The organism is Sphingopyxis sp. Geo48 (assembly GCF_949769155.1).
In the GTDB taxonomy this organism is placed as follows: Bacteria; Pseudomonadota; Alphaproteobacteria; order Sphingomonadales; family Sphingomonadaceae; genus Sphingopyxis.
Genome location: NZ_CATKPA010000003.1, coordinates 428,115 through 446,934, shown reverse-complemented (window position 1 = coordinate 446,934; position 18,820 = coordinate 428,115). Strand labels below are relative to the sequence as shown.

The window sequence follows — 18,820 nt, the reverse complement described above, 5'->3', positions numbered from 1 at the left end:
AAGAGAGGCTAGCCATTCGCCGCGCGGGTCAGGTTGAGGAAGACGTCCTCGAGATCGGCCTCGCGCGTCGAGACGTCGACGATACCGTGGCCCATCGCATTGACCGCGGCGAGCACCTCGCCCGCGTTCATACGGTCCTTGTTGTAGCTGATCGCAAGGCCGCGCTCGCCCTCGCGCTCGACCTTCTCGAACGCGGGATGCGACGGCAGCACGGTCACATCGGCGTCGAGCGTCACGACGACGATCTTCTCGCGCGCCATGTCGACCAGTTCGCGCGTCGGCTTGTTCGCGATCAGCTTGCCATGGTTGATGATCGCGATCCGGTCGCAAAGCTCCTCGGCTTCTTCCAGATAGTGCGTCGTGAGCACCACGGTGACGCCGCGGTCGTTGAGCGACTGCACATATTCCCAGAGCTGCTGGCGCAGTTCGATGTCGACGCCCGCGGTGGGCTCGTCGAGCACGATGATCGGCGGCGAATGCACCATCGCCTTGGCGACGAGCAGGCGGCGCTTCATGCCCCCCGACAGCGTGCGCGCATAGGCATCGCGCTTGTCCGACAGATGCACCGCGGCGAGCAGCGCATCCGAAATCCGCTTGTCCTTCGGAACGCCATAAAGGCCCGCCTGATTTTCCAGCGTCTCGAACGGCGTGAAAAAGGGATCGAAGACGATCTCCTGCGGCACGATGCCGATCGAATATTTGGCGTTGCGGGGGTCGGCGTCGATGTCGAAGCCCCAGATGCTCGCATGGCCGCTCGTCTTGTTGACGAGTCCCGCGAGGATGTTGATCAAGGTCGACTTGCCCGCGCCGTTCGGCCCGAGCAGTCCGAAGATCTGCCCTCGCGGTACGTCGAAACTGACATTGTCGAGCGCCTGCTTGCCCCCGGCATAGGTCTTGGAAACGGCGTCGATGCGGATGGCGGCTTCACTCATGGCCGCCTCCATAGCCGCGCGCCTTGCAGCGCGAAAGCCCTCTCGCGGCGGCGAATTCGAGCCGATCGCCGCGTTAACGCTAAATTGGCGAGTCGCGCTTATCAGCGACGATGTGAGGACCAGCCACATCATTCGCCCGCTGCCGCTGCAGCAGGGTCTAGCCGCCATTGCGCTCCTGCTCGCGCCCGCCGCCGCATCGCCGGCGCTCGCGCAGACGAGTACGCTGGGCGAGGCCGAGGTGATCATCCTGCGGCCGCTTTCCTTCTTCCGGGTCAATGACCTCGATTTCGGCGATATCATCGCGTCGGGAACCGCGGGGACTGTGCGGCTCGCGCCCGACGGGACGCGCACCCGTACCGGCGGCGCGACACTCGCCGGAAACGGCGGCGAACCCGCACGCTTTGCCGGGCTCGGCACCCCGAACCGTCAGGTCAATATCTCGCTCGGGTCGAACACGATCTGGATTACCGGGCCGGGTCCGCGGATGCGCGTGCGCAATTTCGAGATCGGATCGACCCCGACCGCGATCCTGTCGACGACGCCAACGCGCTTCACGATCGCCAGCGCGCTCGGCAACTATAATTTCCCGGTCGGCGCGACGCTCGAGGTCGGGGCGAACCAGACGCCCGGCGACTACAGCGGCACCTTCACGATCACCCTGAATTACCTCTGACAGGCGATTGCGGGCGGGCATCGCGCTTGCTAAAGGCGCGTCGATGACCCAGCCCGCGCCCCCGCCCGAGACGATCCGCACGCCCAAGACCCGCATCGCCTGCGACGGGACCGGCGACGGCCTTGCCAACGCCGCGCTCGGCCATCCGCGCGTGTGGCTGGAGATCGACCCCGACCAGGGTTTCGCCGACTGCGGCTATTGCGACCGGCGGTTCGTTCTTATCGGCGGGGTCGCCGACCACGGCTAAAGCTTAAGCGCGGATTCACCATCCCCGCGCATCTTCGATTCACGCGCCGACGCTATGGCTCTGTTCCAGACAGGAGCAGAATCGTGGGGATTCGAGGGACCAGCCAATCGCGAGCGGCGCTCCGCCGCCTCGCCATCATTTCCGTTGTCGCGGCGACCACACTCGCATCCGCCCCGGCCCTCGCGGCCGACCAGACGGGCACGGCGGCGGTCGTCGTCGTGCGGCCCAACACGCTCGTCAAATCGGACGATCTCGATTTCGGCACGCTCGTGAGCGGCCCGACCGCGGGCACCGCGACGATCAATCCCGCCACCAACGCGCGCAGCACGACGGGGGGCGTCACCGCGGTCGGTACCACGGCGCAGCGCGCGGTGTTTCAGGGCACTGGCGGCATTTTCCTGATCACCGTCACCGGCGACAACAATGTCACCCTGACCCGCTCCGGCGGCGGCGGATCGATGACCGCGACCCTCGTCCGCGCGATCACGACGAGCGGCGGCGGAATATCGATCCTCGGCTCGTCGGCGACACTGCTCCCGAGCGGGGTCCAGACCTATTATGTCGGCGGCACGCTCACCGTCCCGGCGAACCAGCCCGCGGGAGACTATAGCGGCACGTTCCAGCTCACCGTCAATTATCTCTGAGCGCTGGCGCCGCGGGACAGGCGCCCCTATATCGGGCGTATGACTAGCCCGACCGATCCCCGCCGCTTCCTCTATCGCACCGACGCGCTCGACCCCGATCTGGCGCAGAAGCTCGCCCGCGAAGCGCTCGCCAAGGCCGACGACGGCGAGCTCTACCTCCAGTATCGCGCGACCGAGAGCTTCGGCTTCGACGACGGGCGGCTCAAGACGGCGGACTATTCGACCGACGCCGGCTTTGGCCTGCGCGCCGTGTCGGGCGAGATGACGGGGTTCGCGCACGCGAGCGACGTCAGCGCCGGCGCGATCCGCCGCGCCGCCGAGACGCTCGCGCTGCTCGACCCCGCTACGCAGGCCCCCGCCGGCCCGCCGCCGCGCACCAACCGCCACCTCTATGACGAGGCGAATCCGCTCGACCTCATCCCCTTCGCGAAGAAGGTCGAGCTCTGCCAGAAGGTCGACGCCGCGGCGCGCGCGCGCGATCCGCGCGTCGTGCAGGTCTCGGTCGCGCTCGCGGGCAGCTGGTCGGTGGTCGAGATCGTCCGCGCCGACGGCTTTCTTGCGACCGACATCCGCCCGCTCGTTCGCCTCAACGTCTCGATCGTGGTCGAAGAGAATGGGCGTCGGGAATCAGGCTATTTCGGCCTCGGCGGCCGCTATATGTACGATCATCTGTTCGAGGACGCGCAGTGGAACCGCGCGATCGACGAGGCGCTCAATCAGGCGCTCGTCAACCTGCGCGCCGTCGATGCCCCCGCGGGCGAGTTCACCGTGCTGCTCGGCCCCGGCTGGCCCGGCGTACTGCTCCATGAAGCCGTCGGGCACGGGCTCGAGGGCGATTTCAACCGCAAGGGCACCAGCGCTTTTTCGGGCCGCATCGGCGAGCGCGTCGCCGCATCCGGCGTCACCGTGGTCGACGACGGCGCGATGGAAAGCCCGGTCGGCGGCGGCCGCCGCGGCTCGCTCAGCATCGACGACGAAGGCACGCCGACCGGCGAGACGGTCCTGATCGAGGACGGCATCCTCAAGGGCTATATGCAGGACCGGCTCAACGCCCGCCTGATGGGGGTCGAACCCACCGGCAACGGCCGCCGCGAGAGCTTCGCGCACGCGCCGATGCCCCGCATGACCAACACCTTCATGCGCGGGGGCAACGACGATCCCGCCGAGCTTCTGTCGCGCGTCAAGAACGGCATCTTCGCCAAGAGCTTCGGCGGCGGGCAGGTCGACATCGTGTCGGGCAAATTCGTCTTCAGCTGCACCGAGGCGTACAAGATCGAGAACGGCAAAATCGGCGACTCGATCAAGGGCGCGACGCTGATCGGTGACGGGCCGAGCGTGCTCACCAAGGTCATGGGCATCGGCAACGACATGGCGATCGACGAAGGCATCGGCATCTGCGGCAAGGGCGGCCAGAGCGTCCCCGCCGGCGTCGGCCAGCCGACCCTGCTGGTCAGCGGGCTGACTGTCGGCGGGACGGCGTAACCCAATATCGTCATGCCGGGCTCGACCCGGCATTCATGACGCCATCGCCGCCATGGACCCCGGATCAAGTCCGGGGTGACGACTGTGGTGTGCGCCTGTGACCGCCCTCACTTGGCGCGGCGCGTTTCCCTGCTTATACCCCCTTCAAACACAAGAAGAATCGGGCCGCATCATCCGCGGGGGCAGCCTCCCCGCAACAGGGAGGATTTCATGCGTTCGAGCCTGCGTTTCGTTTCTGTCGCCACCATCGCCGCGATGCTCGCCGCCGTTCCCGGCTCGGCGCAAAAGTCGACCGGCCCCAAGGAACGCTATGAGATGGACGTCGCGACGATGTCGGGCTTTGCCGCGATGGCGGGCGGGCGCGGCGGCCTCGGCGGCGCGATGAGCATGGCTTTCGGCGGCGATCCCAACAACCGCGTCGCCTACCAGCTGCTGCTCCGCCTCGGCTCGGGCCAGGCGCCGACCGCGCCGCCGCCGAAGGGCGACCATTTCTTCCAGCCGCAGGCGAAGCTCGGCAAATCGGTGCCGCTGGTCGCGCCCGAACGCAAGGAAGGGACATATCCGACCGAATTCGAACGGCCTAAGGGCCGCCTGCTCCTCTACTGGGGCTGCGGAGCGAAGGCCGGTCCCGGCCAGCCCGTCGTGATCGACTTCGCCAAGGTCGCCGCCGGACAGGTTCCTCCGAACCTCTTTTCGAGCGCGGTGCCGGTGATCCGCGAGGTCAGCCAGGCGAACAGCAAATCCTACGTCGACTGGCCGAACAGCAAGGGTGGCAAGCAGCCCGGATCGGGATCGTCGCTGCTCGGCGCGCACCGCGTCGCGAGCAACATCGGCTCCGACATCAATTTCACCCTCGCACAGGACTATATGCAGGGGCTCAGCGCCTCGACCGCGATCCAGGGCGACCAGTCGGTGATGATCCGCTGGAATCAGGTGCCGAACGCGACCGGCTATGTCGCCTGGACGATCGGCGGCATGGACCGGCAGGAGAAGGGCGGCGACATCGTCTGGTGGACGAGCAGCGCGTCGCAGCAGTTCGGCGGCGGGCTGTGGGACTGGCTGCCGCCCTCGGTCGTGGCGAACCTCATCACCAAGAAGATCGTGATGCCGCCGACGCAGACGAGCTGCCAGATCCCGGCCGAGGTCAAGAAGGCGTCGGGCGAGATGATGCTCGGCAACCTCAACGCCTTCGGGCCCGAAGCGAATTTCTCCTATCCGCCCAAGCCCGCGGGCAACGCGGTGTGGAATATCGACTGGACCGCGAAGGTGCGCTTCCGCTCGCATACGATGCTGCTGATCGGCGCCGACTTCGGCGGCATGGGCAGCTCCGGCGGGGGCACACCCGCCGAGCCCGAGAAGAAAAAGAAGTGCAAGGGACCGCTCGGCATCCCGCTGCCGACCTGCTGACCGGCCGGACCGCGCGGCTAGGGTCAGAGCGCCAATCGCCGGTCATTCCCGGTTCATCGGACTTGGTGTATAAGGCGCGCGGGTAGGGTTATTCAGACAGGAGTCGCATCATGCGCCCCATAATCCTTGCGATCCTTTCCGCCGCTGTTCTCGCAGCCGCTCCCGCAGCAGCCTCCGCGCGCGAAAAGCTCGCCCCCGAAGACCAGCTCGCCAAGCTGCTCAAGGACCGCGTCGCGGGCGAACCGCAAAATTGCATCACGCTGTCGAGCGTCACGAGCAGCCAGGTGATCGACAAGACCGCGATCGTTTACAAGATCGGCGGAACCTATTGGGTCAACCGGCCGAAGGGCGCCGAATCGCTCGACGACGACGATGTGCTGGTGACCAAGACGACGGGTAGCCAGCTTTGCAGCATCGACACCGTCCAGCTCCACGATCGCTCGAGCCATTTCTGGACCGGCTTCGTGTCGCTCGGCGAGTTCGTCCCCTATCGCAAGGTCAAGACCGCGTCGGGCCAGTAAGCGCAGCATGGCAGACGAAACGCAGGGCGTCCCGTCGCCGCCCGCCGACTGGGCGGCGCGGCTGCTTATTTTCTGGTTCGACGACCACGGCATCGACGACTGGTACGGCGGCGGCCCGGCGTTCGACGAAGCGGTCCGCGACCTCGCAGGCGACTGGCACGATGCGCTCCGCGCGCTGCCCGCCGACCATTTCCTGACCGATCCCGACACCGCGCTCGCCGCGGTGATCCTGTTCGATCAGGTGCCGCGCAACATCTATCGCAACCACGCCGACGCCTTCGCGAGCGACGATCTCGCTCGCGCGATCGCACGCGGGATCGTCGCGCGCGACTGGGACCGGAGCTTGCCCGAGATCCGGCGGCCGTTCGCCTATCTCCCCTTCGAACATAGCGAGGATATCGGCGACCAGCGCGAATCGCTGCGGCTGATGAGCCAACTCGCCGACCCGATGTTCGGTACCTATGCCCGCAAGCATTTCGATATCATCGACCGCTTCGGCCGTTTCCCGCACCGTAACGCCGCGCTCGGCCGCGCGACGCGGCCCGGCGAGGAAGCGGCGATAGAAGAGGGCAAGAATTGGTGATAGGGCCGGAGGGATACGGAGAGCAGCCATGGCAGACTTCACCGATACGCTGACCGACAAGCATATCGCCTTCATCGAGAGGCAGCCGGTCTATTTCACCGCGACCGCTGCGAGCGAAGGACGGATCAATCTGTCGCCCAAGGGCTATGCGGACAGCTTCCGCGTGTTGTCCGACCGCCAGGTCGCCTATCTCGACCTCGGCGGATCGGGCAACGAGACCCACGCGCACCTCGCCGCCGACGGGCGCATCACGATCATGTTCTGCGCCTTCGACCGCACCGCGCTGATCCTGCGCCTCTATGGCCACGGCCGCCCGGTGCTGCCCCAGGACGCCGAATGGGATGCGCTGGCCGCGAATTTCACCCTGCTTCCGGGGACGCGCCAGATTTTCGTCATCGACGTCGAAAGCGTCCAGACCAGCTGCGGCTGGGGCGTGCCGATGATGGAATTGAGCCAGGAGCGCGAGACGCTGCAGAAATATCACCGCCAGGCCGACCCCGGCCTGTGGGTCGAGAAATTCCGGGAGCGCACGAAGAGCATCGACGGCCTGCCGACGCGCGCGACCGACCGCTATTTCGCAGGCGAAGCCTGATGGCGCTCGTCGAACTCGTCCGCCTGCCGAGCGGCGCCGAGGCCGAATTGCTGCGCGGCCGGCTCGAAAGCGCGGGCGTCCACGCCGTCTGCTTCGACGCGGGGATGAACATCGCCGAGAGCGTCGGACTGCTGATCCCGGTGCGCGTGATGGTTCTTGACGAGGATCTGGCCGACGCGCGCGCGTTGATGGCCGAATTCGAAGCGGTCGGGAACGGAAGCGCCGCCTGAGCGCTTGAAAAACAGGTCATGATCAAGGTCGCCTCCTACAATATGCGCAAGGGTATCGGGCTCGATCGCCGCCGCGACCCCGGCCGCGTGCTGTCGGTGCTCGGCGAACTCGACGCCGATATCATCGCGCTGCAGGAAGCCGATCGCCGGTTCGGCACGCGCGCGAGCGCGATCCCGCCGCACATGCTCGCTGAACACAGCGACTATGAAGCCGTCGAACTGACCGACCGGCCGCACAGCATCGGCTGGCACGGCAACGCGCTGCTCGTCCGCAAGGGCGTCGAAGTCGAGGAGAGCCACGCCCTCCACCTGCCGACGCTCGAACCGCGCGGCGCGGTCGCCGCGACCTTGCGGATCGGCGGGCAGCGGCTGCGTGTCGTGGGCATGCACCTCGACATTTCGGGGCTGCGCCGCCGGCAACAGGCGCGTGCGATCCTCGACCATGTGGGCGCAGGCGAACCCTTGCCGACGATCCTGATGGGCGACTGCAACGAATGGCGGAACCGCGGCGGCTGCCTCGCCGACTTCGGGGCGCAGCATCACCTGGTCGACACCGGCCACAGCTTCCACAGCCGCAGGCCCGTGGCGAAGCTCGACCGCATCTTCGCCTCGCCCGAGCTCGAGCCCGTCGATGCAGGCGTGCACCGCAGCGCGCTCGCCGCGCGCGCGTCGGACCATCTGCCGATCTGGGCGCGCTTCAAGGCCCGATAATGCCCATAATTTAGGCAAAGTCCTGCCTCACCTGCCCAATCCGCGAACGATTACGTCTCTCGCGGACTCCAAAACCGTCACAAAATGTTAACTTTTGCGCACCCCGCGCAATCTGGCACGGCTGTTGCACCGCAACATGAGCCATAAGCAAAAGGGGGCATCATGAAGCTGATCCTGGCTATCATCAAACCGTTCAAGCTCGACGAGGTGCGCGAAGCACTGACCGGGCTCGGCATCGCCGGCATGACCGTTACCGAGGTCAAGGGTTTTGGCCGGCAAAAGGGGCAGACCGAAATCTACCGCGGTGCCGAATATGCAACCAACATGGTCCCGAAGGTGAAGATCGAGCTCGTCTGCGACGACGCGCTCGCACCGCGGGTCGTCGAAACGCTGCAGCAAAGCGCCGGGACCGGGTCGATCGGCGACGGCAAGATCTTCGTCCTCGACGTGGGTCAGGCCGTGCGCATCCGCACCGGCGAGACCGGCGAGGCGGCTCTCTAATGACGAAGGGGGAAAATATGACGTTCGCAAACAAGATTGCGGCGAGCGCGGGGGCCGCGGGCCTCGCGCTGTTCGCCGCGCTGCCCGTATGGGCGCAGGAAGCGGCGACGGCGGTCGCGGCGCCTGCCGCGCCTGCCGCCGAAGCGGCAGCGCCCGCCCCGTTCGTGCCGACGGCCGAGATGGTCAACAAGGGCGACGTGGCGTGGATGCTCGTCGCCTCGGCGCTCGTGCTGCTGATGTCGGTGCCTGCGCTCGCGCTCTTCTACGGCGGCCTTGTGCGCGCCAAGAACATGCTTTCGGTTCTGATGCAGGTGCTGACGATCGTCTGCGTCGCCGCGCTGGTCTGGTTCAGCTGGGGCTATTCGATGGCCTTCACCTCGACCGGCTCGCCCTTCCCGGCGCTGTTCGGCGGGCTCGACAAGGCCTTCCTTGCCGGCGTCGACGTCAACACCTTCGCCGCCACCTTCTCGAACGGGGTCTATCTCCCCGAATATGTCTTCGTGATCTTCCAGATGACCTTCGCCTGCATCACGCCGGCGCTGATCGTCGGGGCGTTTGCGGAGCGCGTGAAGTTCACGCCGCTGATCATCTTCACGGTGCTGTGGATGACCTTCGCCTATTTCCCGATCGCGCACATGGTCTGGTATTGGGCCGGACCGGACTTCCTCCACGCCGCGCCGACCGATTACGGCCTGCTGTGGGGCTGGGGCGCGCTCGACTTCGCTGGCGGCACCGTCGTCCACATCAATGCCGGTATCGCCGGTCTGGTCGGCTGCCTCGTGATCGGTCCGCGCATCGGCTACAACACCGAACCGATGCCCCCGCACAATCTGGTCATGACGATGATCGGTGCCTCGTTACTGTGGATCGGCTGGTTCGGCTTCAACGCCGGCTCGGGTCTCGAAGCCAATGCCTTCGGCGCGCTGGCTTTCATCAACACCTTCGTCGCCACTGCGGCGGCAGGCGTGGCCTGGGCGGTCATCGAGCAGATCGTGCACAAGAAGCCGTCGCTGCTGGGTGCGGTTTCGGGTGTCGTCGCCGGTCTGGTCGCGATCACCCCGGCGGCGGGCTTCGCCCACCCGGGCACCGCGATCATCCTCGGCGCGGTCGCCTCGCTGGTCTGCTTCTTCTTCGTCACCACGGTGAAGAAGAAACTCAATTATGACGACTCGCTCGACGTGTTCGGCATCCACGCGATCGGCGGCATCGTCGGCGCGATCGGCACCGGCTTCGTCGCCAACCCGGCCTGGGGTGGCCAGGGCTGGATCGACTATACCGCGCCCGTCGCCAAGGCCGGCGAGTTCGATCTCGCGGGTCAGGTGATGACGCAGATCTGGGCCGTCGGCACCACCGTGCTGTGGACCGGCACGGTCAGCGTCGTGCTGTTCCTCGCGCTCAAATATACCATCGGCCTGCGCCCGTCGAAGGACGTCGAGCAGGAAGGGCTCGACCTCGCCGAACACGGGGAGCGCGCCTACAATATGTAACGAGACAGGATACCCGCCGCCGCTCTCTCTCCTCTTTCAATCGGCGGCGGGATCCTACCCGGGTTCCTCCTGCGAACCACTGGCCGGGACTTGTTCCCGGCCATTTTTTCGATTGTGGCCGGCCGTTCACTGGCCGGCCTCTTTTTGCCCGGCCCTTTTTGACCGTGGCCGCGATGCAACAGCCCCCGGCCATTTTTTCGGGCCCGATTCGTCCCCCATTGCCTTGCTCTTCGCAAAAGCGCAGCATCGTTACACGCCGGGGCAACATAGCCCCGCGGAAAGCAACTGGGAGGACATCATGGTTCGCACGACCCTGCTGGCGGGGCTTTCGACGCTCGCGCTCGCCATCACCACCAATGCGGCGGCGCAAGAGACACCCGCCGAAACCTATGGCAACGACATCATCGTGACCGCGACCAAGCGCGACACGAGCATTCAGGACATTCCCTTCTCGATCAACGCGCAGACCGCCGAAGACATCCAGAAGTCTGGCGCGGTCACACTCGAAGACCTGTCGCGCAATGTCGCTGGTCTGTCGGTCCAGAACCTCGGGCCGGGGCAGAGCCAGGTTTCGGTCCGCGGCGTCTCGGCGGGGCAGGTCGTGCGCGACCAACCGGGCGTCAAGGAGCAGGTCGGCGTCTATCTCGACGAAAGCGTGATCTCGCTCTCGCTCTTCACCCCCGACCTCGACCTGTTCGACCTGAATCGCGTCGAAACGCTGCGCGGTCCGCAGGGCACGCTCTTCGGTTCGGGTTCGGTGGGCGGTACGATCCGCTACATCACCAACCAGCCGAAGCTCGGCACGGTCGAGGGCGCGGTCGAGGGCAATATCAACCTCGTCGACGGCGACGATATCGGCGGTCACCTGAAGGGCGCGATCAACCTGCCGCTCGGCGACAAGGCGGCGCTCCGCGCGGTCGGCTATTACACGCGCTACGGCGGCTTCATCAACGCGATCGGCCCGGCGGGCGGTGACGATATCAACAGCGGCGAACGCTATGGCGGCCGTCTCGCGCTGACCTTCGAGCCGAGCGACAATTTCTCGATCACCCCGCGCATCGTCTATCAGAAGGTCAAGGCCGACGGCTTCAACCGGCAGGAGATCTACAATCTCTATGCCAATCAGTTCACCACGACCCGGCCGCAGGTGACCTTTGACGAGCGCGAGCAATATCTGTTGCTGCGCGAAGCGTTCGAGGACGAAACCTTCCTCGCCGACCTCAAGATCGACGTCGGCCTCGGCGGCGCGAAGCTGACCTCGGTGACGAGCTACATCAACCGCGACATCCTCGTCAGCCGCGACGCGAGCGCGCTGACCGGATCGGTGTCGGTCGACCTCGGCTTCCCCGATGCCGCGGTGCTGCTGCCGTCGAACCTCGTCGATACGACCGACCTCGAAACCTGGACGCAGGAAGTCCGGCTGGCGTCGGACAATGACAGCCCGTTCCAGTGGGTGGTCGGCGGCTTCTATTCGAAGATCGACCGCGTCTATATGCAGCGCCTGCCCACCCCGGGTTACGACGCCTTCACCGACGCGACGCTCGGCGCCGGCACCTCGGCGGCGGTCGCGAACGGCTTCCCGGCCAATTCGCCGTACAACGCCGACCTGCCCTATGACATCAAGCAGTTCGCGATCTTCGGCGAGGTCAGCTACGACATCACCGAAGCGCTGACCGCGACGGCGGGCGGCCGCTATTACGACTTCAAGGAAACGCGCAGCTTCACCTCGGGCGGCCTGTTCGCCAACGGCGACCGCCGCACCGACAGCACCAAGTCGGACGGCTTCACCCCGCGCTTCCTGCTGTCGTACGACGTCGCCGACAATGTGACGGTCAACGCGCAGGCGTCGAAGGGCTTCCGCCTGGGCGGCGTCAACGACCCGCTCAACCTGCCGCTCTGCTCGCCCGCCGACGCGGCGCTGTTCGGTGGCTTCCAGAGCTATGACGACGAAAGCCTGTGGAACTACGAACTCGGCGTGAAGTCGGGCGGCCGCGGCTTCACCTTCAACGCCGCGGGCTTCTACAACGACATCAAGAATCTGCAGGTCACGCTCGACGCCGGCAGCTGCTCGTCGCGCATCGTGTTCAACGTGCCGAAGGCGCATTCGATGGGCCTCGAATTCGAACTGGGGCTGAACCCGACCGAAGGGCTCGATTTCAACCTGTCGGGCAGCATCATCGAAGCCGAATTCGACACCACCCTGCCCGGCGCGCTGACGACCGCGACCGGGATCCGCAACGGCAACCGCCTGCCATCGGTGCCGAAGTTCCAGTTGTCGGCCTCGGGCAGCTATGAATTCCCGGTCTCCGACACGGCGAAGGCCTATGTCGCGGCGTCGTTCCAGCATGTCGGTACGCGCTACACGCAGCCGGCGGACCAGGAAAACAACCCGCGCACCTTCGTCCATGGGCTGCCCTTCGGCGGCGCGCCGGCGAATGCATCGACCACGGTCGATCTGCAGCTGCCCGACTATCAGCTGGTGAACCTCAGCGCCGGGGTCGATTTCGACAATGGCCTGTCGCTGATCGCGTACGTCAACAATGTGTTCGACGAAAACGCCCTGCTCTCGTTCGATCGCGAACGCGGCGGGCGGGCACGCCTCGGCTACACCGTCGGGCAGCCGCGGACCTTCGGGATCACCGCGCGCAAGACCTTCTGAACGGGAAAGGGAGCGGGCTTTCGCATGCGAAAACCCGCTCCCGAAACTGCACAAAAGACTGCACAATTTTTAGGCGCGGGTGCCGCAATTTTAGCCTTTCCAACATGACATTAATATGGCATTCATTGCGTCAACAGTTTCAGGAGGGGAGAGCCTGAAAGGCTGGGCCGGGACGAAAGTTCCGGCCCTCTTTTTTTGTGCGCACCAAATTGCTGCGCTCCAAACTCGCTATTTTCAGCCATTTGTGCGGCGATAGCGCAGCATGGCGAATAGCCGCCAGCTCCCGTCTTCCTGCAGAATCGAATCGCTGACGGTCAGTATTCCGCCCTCTTCCAGAACATAGGTGGAGCGCCCGATCTCGACATCGGCGCTGCCCCATTGCGTCCACCATGTTGCACCCGAAATTCCGCCCGCGACGGGCCGGGTCCGGCCATAGCTGTCGGCCCATTTTCCGCGCACTCGCCGCTTGGCGTCGACCGCATAATTTGCGTCGGCGGAATAGCCCAGCGGCGGCGGACCCGCGATGCTCAAGCGATAGGCAAGGCGCGTCGCCCCGCCTCCGTCCGGCGCAATGTCGAGCGTTGCCGTCGCGGGCTTTCCGAACGCCTGCCCCTCCCCCGTCCAGTGGCCGTGCCAGGCGGCAAGCGACGGCGCTTCAGCGGGTACGGCGGGGGCGATGAGCGCGGCGGCCCACCAGAGCGACATCACGCCGCCATTTCCGACTGCGAGAACATGAAGGCATTGCCATCGGGGTCGTAAAAGGTGAGCAGCTTCACGAGGCCCGGAATATGCTGGATGTCGCCGTCCTGCCGGACGCCTTCGCCATCGAGATGCGCCTTTGCCGCCTCGATATCCGCGACCTCGAACACGTTCGTCGCGCCGCCGCCCTGCGTCACGGCTTCGATCTGGCTGAGCCCGATGTTCACCCCGGTCATCGGCGTCGCCAGTTCGCACCAGCCGATCGCGTCGGCGCGGTAGAGCAGCTTACACTGCAGGACGCGCTCGTACCATAGGATCGACGCGTCGATGCTCGTGACGCCCATCGAACAGGTGAGCTCGGATCCGATCTGAAGCGCCATGTCATTCCCTCCCTTGCCGAAGCCGCGCGCCGACCGGAGAATCGCCCCGGCCATATCGCTTGCCTCTATAGTCCGGTTTGTATAGTTAGTTGTAAATGCGGTCAAGCAAGCCCGACCCCCTGCTCGCCCAGCTCGGCAGCCATCGCTGGCTGGTCCCGTTGCTCGCCGACCTCGCGGCGCACAAGGGCGCCCGCTTCGTCGAGCTGATCCAGCGGCTCGGTCTGTCGCGCGACAGCCTGACGCGCACCCTCGACGCCGCAGCGGCGATCGGCTGGGTGCAGCGCAACCCCGGTCACGGCCATCCGCTCCGCCCCGAATATATCCTTACCGAACAGGGTCAGGCGGCCGCCGCGCGCGCCGCAACGATTGCCGGGGCGCAGGGTGCGATCGGCCTGCCGCCGGGCGCCGCGACGCGCTGGGGACTGCCGCTCGTCGCCGGGATCGGCGCGGGACACGACCGCTTTAACGCGCTCTCGCGCCTCCTCGCGCCCGCGACCCCCCGCGCGCTGTCGCAGGGACTGACCGCGCTCGGCAGGCATGGGCTGGTGACGCGCGAGGTCTTGGACCTGCGCCCGCCGGCGAGCCGTTATAAGTTGACGGGGCGTGGCCAGATACTTGCCAGCGCGTGTCGCTAGAAATTCGGCAGCGAGCGCCGGCTATCAGCTACAATCGCCGAGCCGTTTCGCAGTCAGCCGTATATCGAGCTTTTCGATCATCTCTTCCATGTTCTTCATCTGCGCGGCGACACCCGGGTCCATATTGGCCAAACCGGATGCGGATAGCTCGACCTTGATATTGCTCTTCATTTCGATGGCATCAGGCGAGAGCGCGCCATTGTAGTCGACGACGAAGGAGCTTCCCGGCATTCGCTGCTGATCGGTGGCGCAGGTCAGCGAACCGCCGACGGCATTGCCTTTGCGCTCAGTCGGTTCAAGCGAACAATTGTCGCCGAAGGACAGATATTTGCGCACGAGCGCTTCGTGGAAATGGGCTGCGTCGCCGCCGGAAACGCAGATACGATCGTCAACACCCCCGGGGCCGTCGGATTTGCCGAAGGCAGCGAGCTGGCCAAGACCCCCGCCCGCCAACGTGACATGATATTCGCCCGGCGTCAGATCGACGGCTTCCTCGTTCGCGGCATCGCGCGATGCACAAGCGCTGGCTGACACAAGGATGGCGGTCGCAACCGCAGCGCAACGTAAGACGGACAAGGATAACATCGAGACCCTCCAGAACACAGGCCGCTGATTTATCGCAAATATCCGTTGAAAAAGTTAATCGGTTTCAGTTCGCTAACGCCGCCTTCACGAAATCAGCCGCGCGTTCGCCGATCATGATGCTCGGGGCATTGGTGTTCCCCGAAACCAGCCGCGGCATGACGCTCGCATCGGCGACCCATAGCCCGTCGATGCCGTTCAGCTTCAGCGTCGGATCGACCACCGCATCGGCGTCGCTCCCCATCCGGCACGTCCCGACGGGGTGATAGACGGTGTCGGCGCGGCTGCGGATCAGCGCGTCGAGCGCGGCATCGTCATCGATATTGACCGGATGCCGGTCGATCCCCGCATAGTCGCCGAGCGGCGGCGCCGCGACGACACGGTGCATCATCCGCACCCCTGCCCTCAAGGTCGCGACATCGCGTTCGTCGGTCAGGAAGCCCGGATCGATCACCGGCGCCGCCGCCGCATCGGCCGACGCAAGCGTCACCGACCCGCGGCTCTCGGGACGCAGCACGCAGGCATGGACCGAAAAGCCGTGACCCTTCACCTTCGTCCGCCCGTGATCCTCGAGCATCGCGGGCACGAAATGATACTGGATGTCGGGCGCGGGCAGGTCGGGCCGCGACTTCCAGAAGCCGCCCGCCTCGGCAAAGCACGTCGTCATGATCCCGGTACGCTTCGTGCGATGCTCGAAGATCGCTTTCACCATCCGCCATGTCCCGCCGAGACTGTCGCCGAGCGGATCGGTCGAGCGCGTTTCCCAGCTCGACACATAGTCGATATGGTCCTGCAGGTCGGCGCCCACCGCCGCGCGGTCGGCTACCACGTCGATCCCCTTGTCCTTGAGATGCGCCGCGGGGCCGATCCCCGACAGCATCAGGATTTGCGGGCTGTTGAACGCCCCCGCCGACAGGATCACCCCGCCCCGCGCGCACAGCGTCTCGCGCTTCGATCCGCGCCGGATCACCACGCCGGTCGCGCGGCCGTCCTCGACGACGATCTTCTCGACCAGCGCCCCGGTGCGCACCGCAAAATTGGCCTTCTCGCGCAGCGGCTCGACATAGGCGCGCGCCGCCGACCAGCGCTCGCCCGCCTTCTGCGTCACCTGATAGAGGCCGAACCCCTCTTGGTTAGCGCCGTTGAAATCGGCCGTACGCGGCAGTTGCAGCGCCGCCGCGCTCTCGACGAAGCGCTTGCTCGTCACATTGGGCCAGCGCTGGTCCATGACGTTGAGCGGGCCGTCGGCGCCGTGGAAGTCGTCGGCGCCGCGCTCATTGCCCTCGGCGCGTTTGAAGTAAGGGAGCACATCGGCATAGCTCCACCCCGTCGCGCCGAGCGACGCCCACTGGTCGTAATCGAAGGCATGGCCGCGGATATAGACCATCGCGTTGATCGCGCTCGACCCGCCGAGCCCGCGCCCGCGCGGCTGGTATCCGGTGCGTCCGTTCAGCCCCGGCTGCGGGACCGTCTCATACCGATAGTTCGACGCGTCGGGGATGAAGGGCATGAAGCCCGGCGTCTTGACCCGCACCGTGTCGTTGCGCCCGCCCGCCTCGACCAGACAGACCGTGCGGGTGCCATCCTCGGCGAGCCGCCCCGCCGCCGCACTCCCCGCGCTGCCGCCGCCGATGACGATGATGTCGAACTGATCCATGCTATCGACTCTCCCTCGTGCCGCCTGCAGCGGTCACCCGGATGCTTACATGAATGTCATTAGCGAGCGAAGCAAGCTGCGAGATGCAACGGCTTCAGATGCAGCTGCCGAATGTACAGACCGCAACCAAAAGAAGCACAGGCGCCATACTTGTCGCAAGGAACACGATGCCCGCGACGATCAACAAGCGATTTCCCGTACGCCAACCCATCACCGTGCCCGCAAGGACCAGCGGCACGCAGACCCAGGCGGTCAACCACACCAGCGTTCCTACCGAGCCGGCGAACATGAAGAACGCTTCGCCGCGCGTGCCGAAAGCACCGACAAATATCGCTAGAACAAGCGGCACGGCGCCTGCCGCGAACACCAGCACATCCCAATATGGCCAGCGCTCCTTCGTCACTCCGCAGCTTCCTCCACCGGCCGCCCCGCGGCCCAGCGTTCCTTGATCATCGCGCTCGTCGCGCGGCTGCCATCGTGGCTCCAGCCGGGCTCGCGCCACATATAGGAGAGCTTGTGCCGCCACGGCGCGCGCCAGACATCCTTCGCGATCCCGACCCATTCATGCACCGCCGCCCACAGGATGTTGAAGCTGCCGAGCTGCTTGACGATGCCATAGCGCACCGGCTCGTCGTCACGCTCGGCGACGAAGCTGCCGAACATCCGGTCCCAGATGATGAAGACACCCGCATAATTGGCATCCAGATAGCGCGGGTTCACGCCATGATGGACACGGTGGTGCGACGGCGTGTTCATCACCGCCTCGAACCATTTCGGCATCCGGCCGATCGCCTCGGTATGGATCCAGAATTGATAGATGAGGTTCAGGCCCGCGCAGAAGAACACCATCGCGGGCGGAAAGCCGATCAGGAACAGTGGCAGGCGGAACAGGAACCCCAGGCTGAGGAAACCCGTCCAGGTCTGCCGCAGCGCGGTCGACAGGTTATAGTGCTGCGAGCTGTGATGGATGACGTGGCTCGCCCAGAACCAGCGCACGCGGTGCGCGCTGCGATGGAAGACATAATAAGCGAGATCGTCGAGGAAGAAGCAGAGGATCCACGCCCACCACCATGTCTTGAAGTCGATCCCGATGTCGAACAGGCGGTACTGGTGCAGCCACACCGCCATCGCGACGACCATCCCGCCGACGAGCGCGCTCGCGACCTGGCTCCCGGTGCCGAGCAGCAGCGAGGTCAGCGTGTCGCGCGCCTCGTACCGGCTGCGGTCGCGACGCAGCGCGACGACCATCTCGGCGATCAGCAGCAGGATGAAGGCCGGGATCGCGTAGGTGACCGGATCGGGCAGCTTATCCATGCCTCAACTCGCGCATCCGGCTCGCCCACATCCCCGCGTCCTTGCCCAATTGCAACGTCACGGCGCCGAAGGTCTTCTCCGGCATCGTCAGCGTCAGGAAATCCTTGTCGAGCCGTCCGACCGTCGCCGCGTCGACCGGGCGCGCCGCGAAATGATTGCCGTGCGCGCGCACCAGCATCATCCGCCCTTCGGCGTTGCGCACGATCGCCGCGAAACCCGCGCGGTCGCGCGCGACCTCGGTGCCGCCAAACCCCGCCTCGGCCTCTTCGGCGAGGCGGATCGCATGCGCCGCGTCCTCGATCCGCGGGTCGGCGCCCAGCCCCATCCGCCCGACCAGCCAGGCGATAAACAGCACCGCGACCAGCGAGGCGCCGGTCTGGATCAGATCGGTCGCCGTCATTTTTCGCCTGCCAACGCGTCCAGCATCGGCCGCAGCCCGGTGAGGTCATAGCCCGCCTTCGCGGCCGCATCGACGATCGCGCCAACTTCCGCGCCGCCGCGCGCCTGCGTCAAGGCCCACAGATGCGTCGAGCGCGTGCCCGACCGACAATAGGCCAGGATCGGCCCCGTCGCGTCGGCCAGCAGCTTGTCGAGCGCATCGATCTGCGCATGGCTGAACCCCGAATGGCCGATCGGGATCGCGGCATAGGCGATACCCTCGGCCGCAGCGGCGTGGGCGATATCGCCCCCTTGCGGCGCCGAAGGCTCCTCGCCGTCGGGACGGTTGTTGACGATCATCGCAAAGCCCTGCGCCTTGGCCTCGGCAACATCCTCGATCGAGATTTGCGGGGCGACACTGAAGCCGGCGGACAGGGGTCTGAAATCGCTCATCGCTGCGATCTACTCCCGCCGCCCGCTTGCTGACAAGCGCGAAGGCGCGTTGT

At 65.9% G+C, this 18,820-nt stretch carries 23 protein-coding genes; 14 read left to right on the top strand and 9 right to left on the bottom strand.

The genetic code is table 11. The features are described 5' to 3' along the window. Positions 1 to 8: 8 nt before the first annotated feature. Positions 9 to 932, bottom strand: a complete 924-nt coding sequence (locus tag QOL79_RS13720; protein ID WP_283419958.1) for an ABC transporter ATP-binding protein — start codon at positions 930 to 932, stop codon at positions 9 to 11. A 112-nt stretch (positions 933 to 1,044) separates the two neighbouring features. Between QOL79_RS13720 and QOL79_RS13715 the strand changes: the two genes are divergently transcribed. From QOL79_RS13715 to QOL79_RS13655, 13 genes are all read left to right on the top strand, one after another. Then, positions 1,045 to 1,605: a DUF4402 domain-containing protein gene (locus QOL79_RS13715; RefSeq protein WP_283419957.1), complete on the top strand. Its 561-nt coding sequence runs from the start codon at positions 1,045 to 1,047 to the stop codon at positions 1,603 to 1,605. Positions 1,606 to 1,648: 43 nt separating this feature from the next. Further along, a complete protein-coding gene (locus tag QOL79_RS13710) occupies positions 1,649 to 1,852 on the top strand; it encodes a zinc-finger domain-containing protein (protein WP_204992300.1) in 204 nt (67 codons plus the stop codon). 83 nt (positions 1,853 to 1,935) lie between these two features. Further along, entirely contained in the window at positions 1,936 to 2,496 is a 561-nt protein-coding gene (locus tag QOL79_RS13705; protein WP_204992299.1) for a DUF4402 domain-containing protein, read from the top strand. A 39-nt stretch (positions 2,497 to 2,535) separates the two neighbouring features. Further along, positions 2,536 to 3,978: a metalloprotease TldD gene (gene tldD, locus QOL79_RS13700; protein ID WP_283419956.1), complete on the top strand. Its 1,443-nt coding sequence runs from the start codon at positions 2,536 to 2,538 to the stop codon at positions 3,976 to 3,978. Between the two features lie 210 nt (positions 3,979 to 4,188). Beyond that, on the top strand, positions 4,189 to 5,385 hold the full coding sequence (locus tag QOL79_RS13695) for a hypothetical protein (protein ID WP_283419955.1): 1,197 nt from the start codon (positions 4,189 to 4,191) through the stop codon (positions 5,383 to 5,385). Positions 5,386 to 5,495: 110 nt separating this feature from the next. Next, positions 5,496 to 5,906 carry a hypothetical protein gene (locus QOL79_RS13690; protein ID WP_283419954.1) on the top strand — a complete coding sequence of 137 codons (411 nt, stop codon included), beginning with the start codon at positions 5,496 to 5,498 and terminating at the stop codon, positions 5,904 to 5,906. A 7-nt stretch (positions 5,907 to 5,913) separates the two neighbouring features. After that, positions 5,914 to 6,489 (top strand): DUF924 family protein, encoded by a 576-nt coding sequence (locus QOL79_RS13685; protein WP_283419953.1) that lies wholly within the window; start codon positions 5,914 to 5,916, stop codon positions 6,487 to 6,489. 28 nt (positions 6,490 to 6,517) lie between these two features. Further along, complete coding sequence (locus QOL79_RS13680; RefSeq protein WP_283419952.1) at positions 6,518 to 7,081, top strand: pyridoxamine 5'-phosphate oxidase family protein; 564 nt, start codon at positions 6,518 to 6,520, stop codon at positions 7,079 to 7,081. Then, positions 7,081 to 7,311, top strand: a complete 231-nt coding sequence (locus tag QOL79_RS13675; RefSeq protein ID WP_283419951.1) for a putative signal transducing protein — start codon at positions 7,081 to 7,083, stop codon at positions 7,309 to 7,311. The genes QOL79_RS13680 and QOL79_RS13675 overlap by 1 nt, the downstream gene beginning before the upstream one ends. 18 nt (positions 7,312 to 7,329) lie before the next feature. After that, positions 7,330 to 8,022 (top strand): endonuclease/exonuclease/phosphatase family protein, encoded by a 693-nt coding sequence (locus QOL79_RS13670; RefSeq protein ID WP_283419950.1) that lies wholly within the window; start codon positions 7,330 to 7,332, stop codon positions 8,020 to 8,022. 162 nt (positions 8,023 to 8,184) lie between these two features. Next, on the top strand, positions 8,185 to 8,523 hold the full coding sequence (locus QOL79_RS13665; protein ID WP_003043080.1) for a P-II family nitrogen regulator: 339 nt from the start codon (positions 8,185 to 8,187) through the stop codon (positions 8,521 to 8,523). Positions 8,524 to 8,540: 17 nt separating this feature from the next. Beyond that, a complete protein-coding gene (locus tag QOL79_RS13660; RefSeq protein ID WP_283419949.1) occupies positions 8,541 to 10,010 on the top strand; it encodes an ammonium transporter in 1,470 nt (489 codons plus the stop codon). 298 nt (positions 10,011 to 10,308) lie between these two features. After that, positions 10,309 to 12,669 carry a TonB-dependent receptor gene (locus QOL79_RS13655; RefSeq protein WP_283419948.1) on the top strand — a complete coding sequence of 787 codons (2,361 nt, stop codon included), beginning with the start codon at positions 10,309 to 10,311 and terminating at the stop codon, positions 12,667 to 12,669. Between the two features lie 234 nt (positions 12,670 to 12,903). On the opposite strand, the gene QOL79_RS13650 is transcribed toward QOL79_RS13655, so the two are convergent. After that, entirely contained in the window at positions 12,904 to 13,374 is a 471-nt protein-coding gene (locus QOL79_RS13650) for a hypothetical protein (RefSeq protein WP_283419947.1), read from the bottom strand. Beyond that, a complete protein-coding gene (locus tag QOL79_RS13645) occupies positions 13,374 to 13,748 on the bottom strand; it encodes a VOC family protein (RefSeq protein ID WP_283419946.1) in 375 nt (124 codons plus the stop codon). The genes QOL79_RS13650 and QOL79_RS13645 overlap by 1 nt, the downstream gene beginning before the upstream one ends. Positions 13,749 to 13,843: 95 nt before the next feature. On the opposite strand from QOL79_RS13645, the gene QOL79_RS13640 reads away from it, so the two are divergent. Continuing rightward, positions 13,844 to 14,383 carry a winged helix-turn-helix transcriptional regulator gene (locus tag QOL79_RS13640; RefSeq protein ID WP_283419945.1) on the top strand — a complete coding sequence of 180 codons (540 nt, stop codon included), beginning with the start codon at positions 13,844 to 13,846 and terminating at the stop codon, positions 14,381 to 14,383. A gap of 24 nt (positions 14,384 to 14,407) precedes the next feature. Here QOL79_RS13640 and QOL79_RS13635 read toward each other — a convergent pair whose 3' ends face one another. The 6 genes from QOL79_RS13635 to QOL79_RS13610 all read right to left on the bottom strand — a co-directional run bounded on the left by QOL79_RS13635 (position 14,408) and on the right by QOL79_RS13610 (position 18,767). Beyond that, positions 14,408 to 14,917: a DUF3617 domain-containing protein gene (locus QOL79_RS13635; protein WP_283419944.1), complete on the bottom strand. Its 510-nt coding sequence runs from the start codon at positions 14,915 to 14,917 to the stop codon at positions 14,408 to 14,410. A gap of 115 nt (positions 14,918 to 15,032) precedes the next feature. Further along, complete coding sequence (locus QOL79_RS13630; protein WP_283419943.1) at positions 15,033 to 16,622, bottom strand: GMC family oxidoreductase; 1,590 nt, start codon at positions 16,620 to 16,622, stop codon at positions 15,033 to 15,035. Positions 16,623 to 16,716: 94 nt separating this feature from the next. Continuing rightward, a complete protein-coding gene (locus tag QOL79_RS13625; RefSeq protein WP_283419942.1) occupies positions 16,717 to 17,025 on the bottom strand; it encodes a hypothetical protein in 309 nt (102 codons plus the stop codon). Then, positions 17,022 to 17,936: a sterol desaturase family protein gene (locus QOL79_RS13620; RefSeq protein WP_282949476.1), complete on the bottom strand. Its 915-nt coding sequence runs from the start codon at positions 17,934 to 17,936 to the stop codon at positions 17,022 to 17,024. The genes QOL79_RS13625 and QOL79_RS13620 overlap by 4 nt, the downstream gene beginning before the upstream one ends. Next, positions 17,929 to 18,336 carry a hypothetical protein gene (locus QOL79_RS13615; RefSeq protein ID WP_204992283.1) on the bottom strand — a complete coding sequence of 136 codons (408 nt, stop codon included), beginning with the start codon at positions 18,334 to 18,336 and terminating at the stop codon, positions 17,929 to 17,931. The genes QOL79_RS13620 and QOL79_RS13615 overlap by 8 nt, the downstream gene beginning before the upstream one ends. Then, a complete protein-coding gene (locus tag QOL79_RS13610) occupies positions 18,333 to 18,767 on the bottom strand; it encodes a protein tyrosine phosphatase family protein (RefSeq protein ID WP_283419941.1) in 435 nt (144 codons plus the stop codon). The genes QOL79_RS13615 and QOL79_RS13610 overlap by 4 nt, the downstream gene beginning before the upstream one ends. Positions 18,768 to 18,820: the final 53 nt, after the last annotated feature.

Excerpts from the sequence above, each read along its gene's own strand:
- QOL79_RS13720 (WP_283419958.1), bottom strand. The coding sequence starts at position 932 with ATGAGTGAAGCCGCCATCCGCATCGACGCCGTTTCCAAGACCTATGCC.
- QOL79_RS13710 (WP_204992300.1), top strand. The coding sequence starts at position 1,649 with ATGACCCAGCCCGCGCCCCCGCCCGAGACGATCCGCACGCCCAAGACC.
- tldD (WP_283419956.1), top strand. The coding sequence starts at position 2,536 with ATGACTAGCCCGACCGATCCCCGCCGCTTCCTCTATCGCACCGACGCG.
- QOL79_RS13695 (WP_283419955.1), top strand. The coding sequence starts at position 4,189 with ATGCGTTCGAGCCTGCGTTTCGTTTCTGTCGCCACCATCGCCGCGATG.
- QOL79_RS13690 (WP_283419954.1), top strand. The coding sequence starts at position 5,496 with ATGCGCCCCATAATCCTTGCGATCCTTTCCGCCGCTGTTCTCGCAGCC.
- QOL79_RS13685 (WP_283419953.1), top strand. The coding sequence starts at position 5,914 with ATGGCAGACGAAACGCAGGGCGTCCCGTCGCCGCCCGCCGACTGGGCG.
- QOL79_RS13680 (WP_283419952.1), top strand. The coding sequence starts at position 6,518 with ATGGCAGACTTCACCGATACGCTGACCGACAAGCATATCGCCTTCATC.
- QOL79_RS13675 (WP_283419951.1), top strand. The coding sequence starts at position 7,081 with ATGGCGCTCGTCGAACTCGTCCGCCTGCCGAGCGGCGCCGAGGCCGAA.
- QOL79_RS13670 (WP_283419950.1), top strand. The coding sequence starts at position 7,330 with ATGATCAAGGTCGCCTCCTACAATATGCGCAAGGGTATCGGGCTCGAT.
- QOL79_RS13665 (WP_003043080.1), top strand. The coding sequence starts at position 8,185 with ATGAAGCTGATCCTGGCTATCATCAAACCGTTCAAGCTCGACGAGGTG.
- QOL79_RS13660 (WP_283419949.1), top strand. The coding sequence starts at position 8,541 with ATGACGTTCGCAAACAAGATTGCGGCGAGCGCGGGGGCCGCGGGCCTC.
- QOL79_RS13655 (WP_283419948.1), top strand. The coding sequence starts at position 10,309 with ATGGTTCGCACGACCCTGCTGGCGGGGCTTTCGACGCTCGCGCTCGCC.
- QOL79_RS13650 (WP_283419947.1), bottom strand. The coding sequence starts at position 13,374 with ATGTCGCTCTGGTGGGCCGCCGCGCTCATCGCCCCCGCCGTACCCGCT.
- QOL79_RS13645 (WP_283419946.1), bottom strand. The coding sequence starts at position 13,748 with ATGGCGCTTCAGATCGGATCCGAGCTCACCTGTTCGATGGGCGTCACG.
- QOL79_RS13640 (WP_283419945.1), top strand. The coding sequence starts at position 13,844 with ATGCGGTCAAGCAAGCCCGACCCCCTGCTCGCCCAGCTCGGCAGCCAT.
- QOL79_RS13630 (WP_283419943.1), bottom strand. The coding sequence starts at position 16,622 with ATGGATCAGTTCGACATCATCGTCATCGGCGGCGGCAGCGCGGGGAGT.
- QOL79_RS13620 (WP_282949476.1), bottom strand. The coding sequence starts at position 17,936 with ATGGATAAGCTGCCCGATCCGGTCACCTACGCGATCCCGGCCTTCATC.
- QOL79_RS13615 (WP_204992283.1), bottom strand. The coding sequence starts at position 18,336 with ATGACGGCGACCGATCTGATCCAGACCGGCGCCTCGCTGGTCGCGGTG.
- QOL79_RS13610 (WP_283419941.1), bottom strand. The coding sequence starts at position 18,767 with ATGAGCGATTTCAGACCCCTGTCCGCCGGCTTCAGTGTCGCCCCGCAA.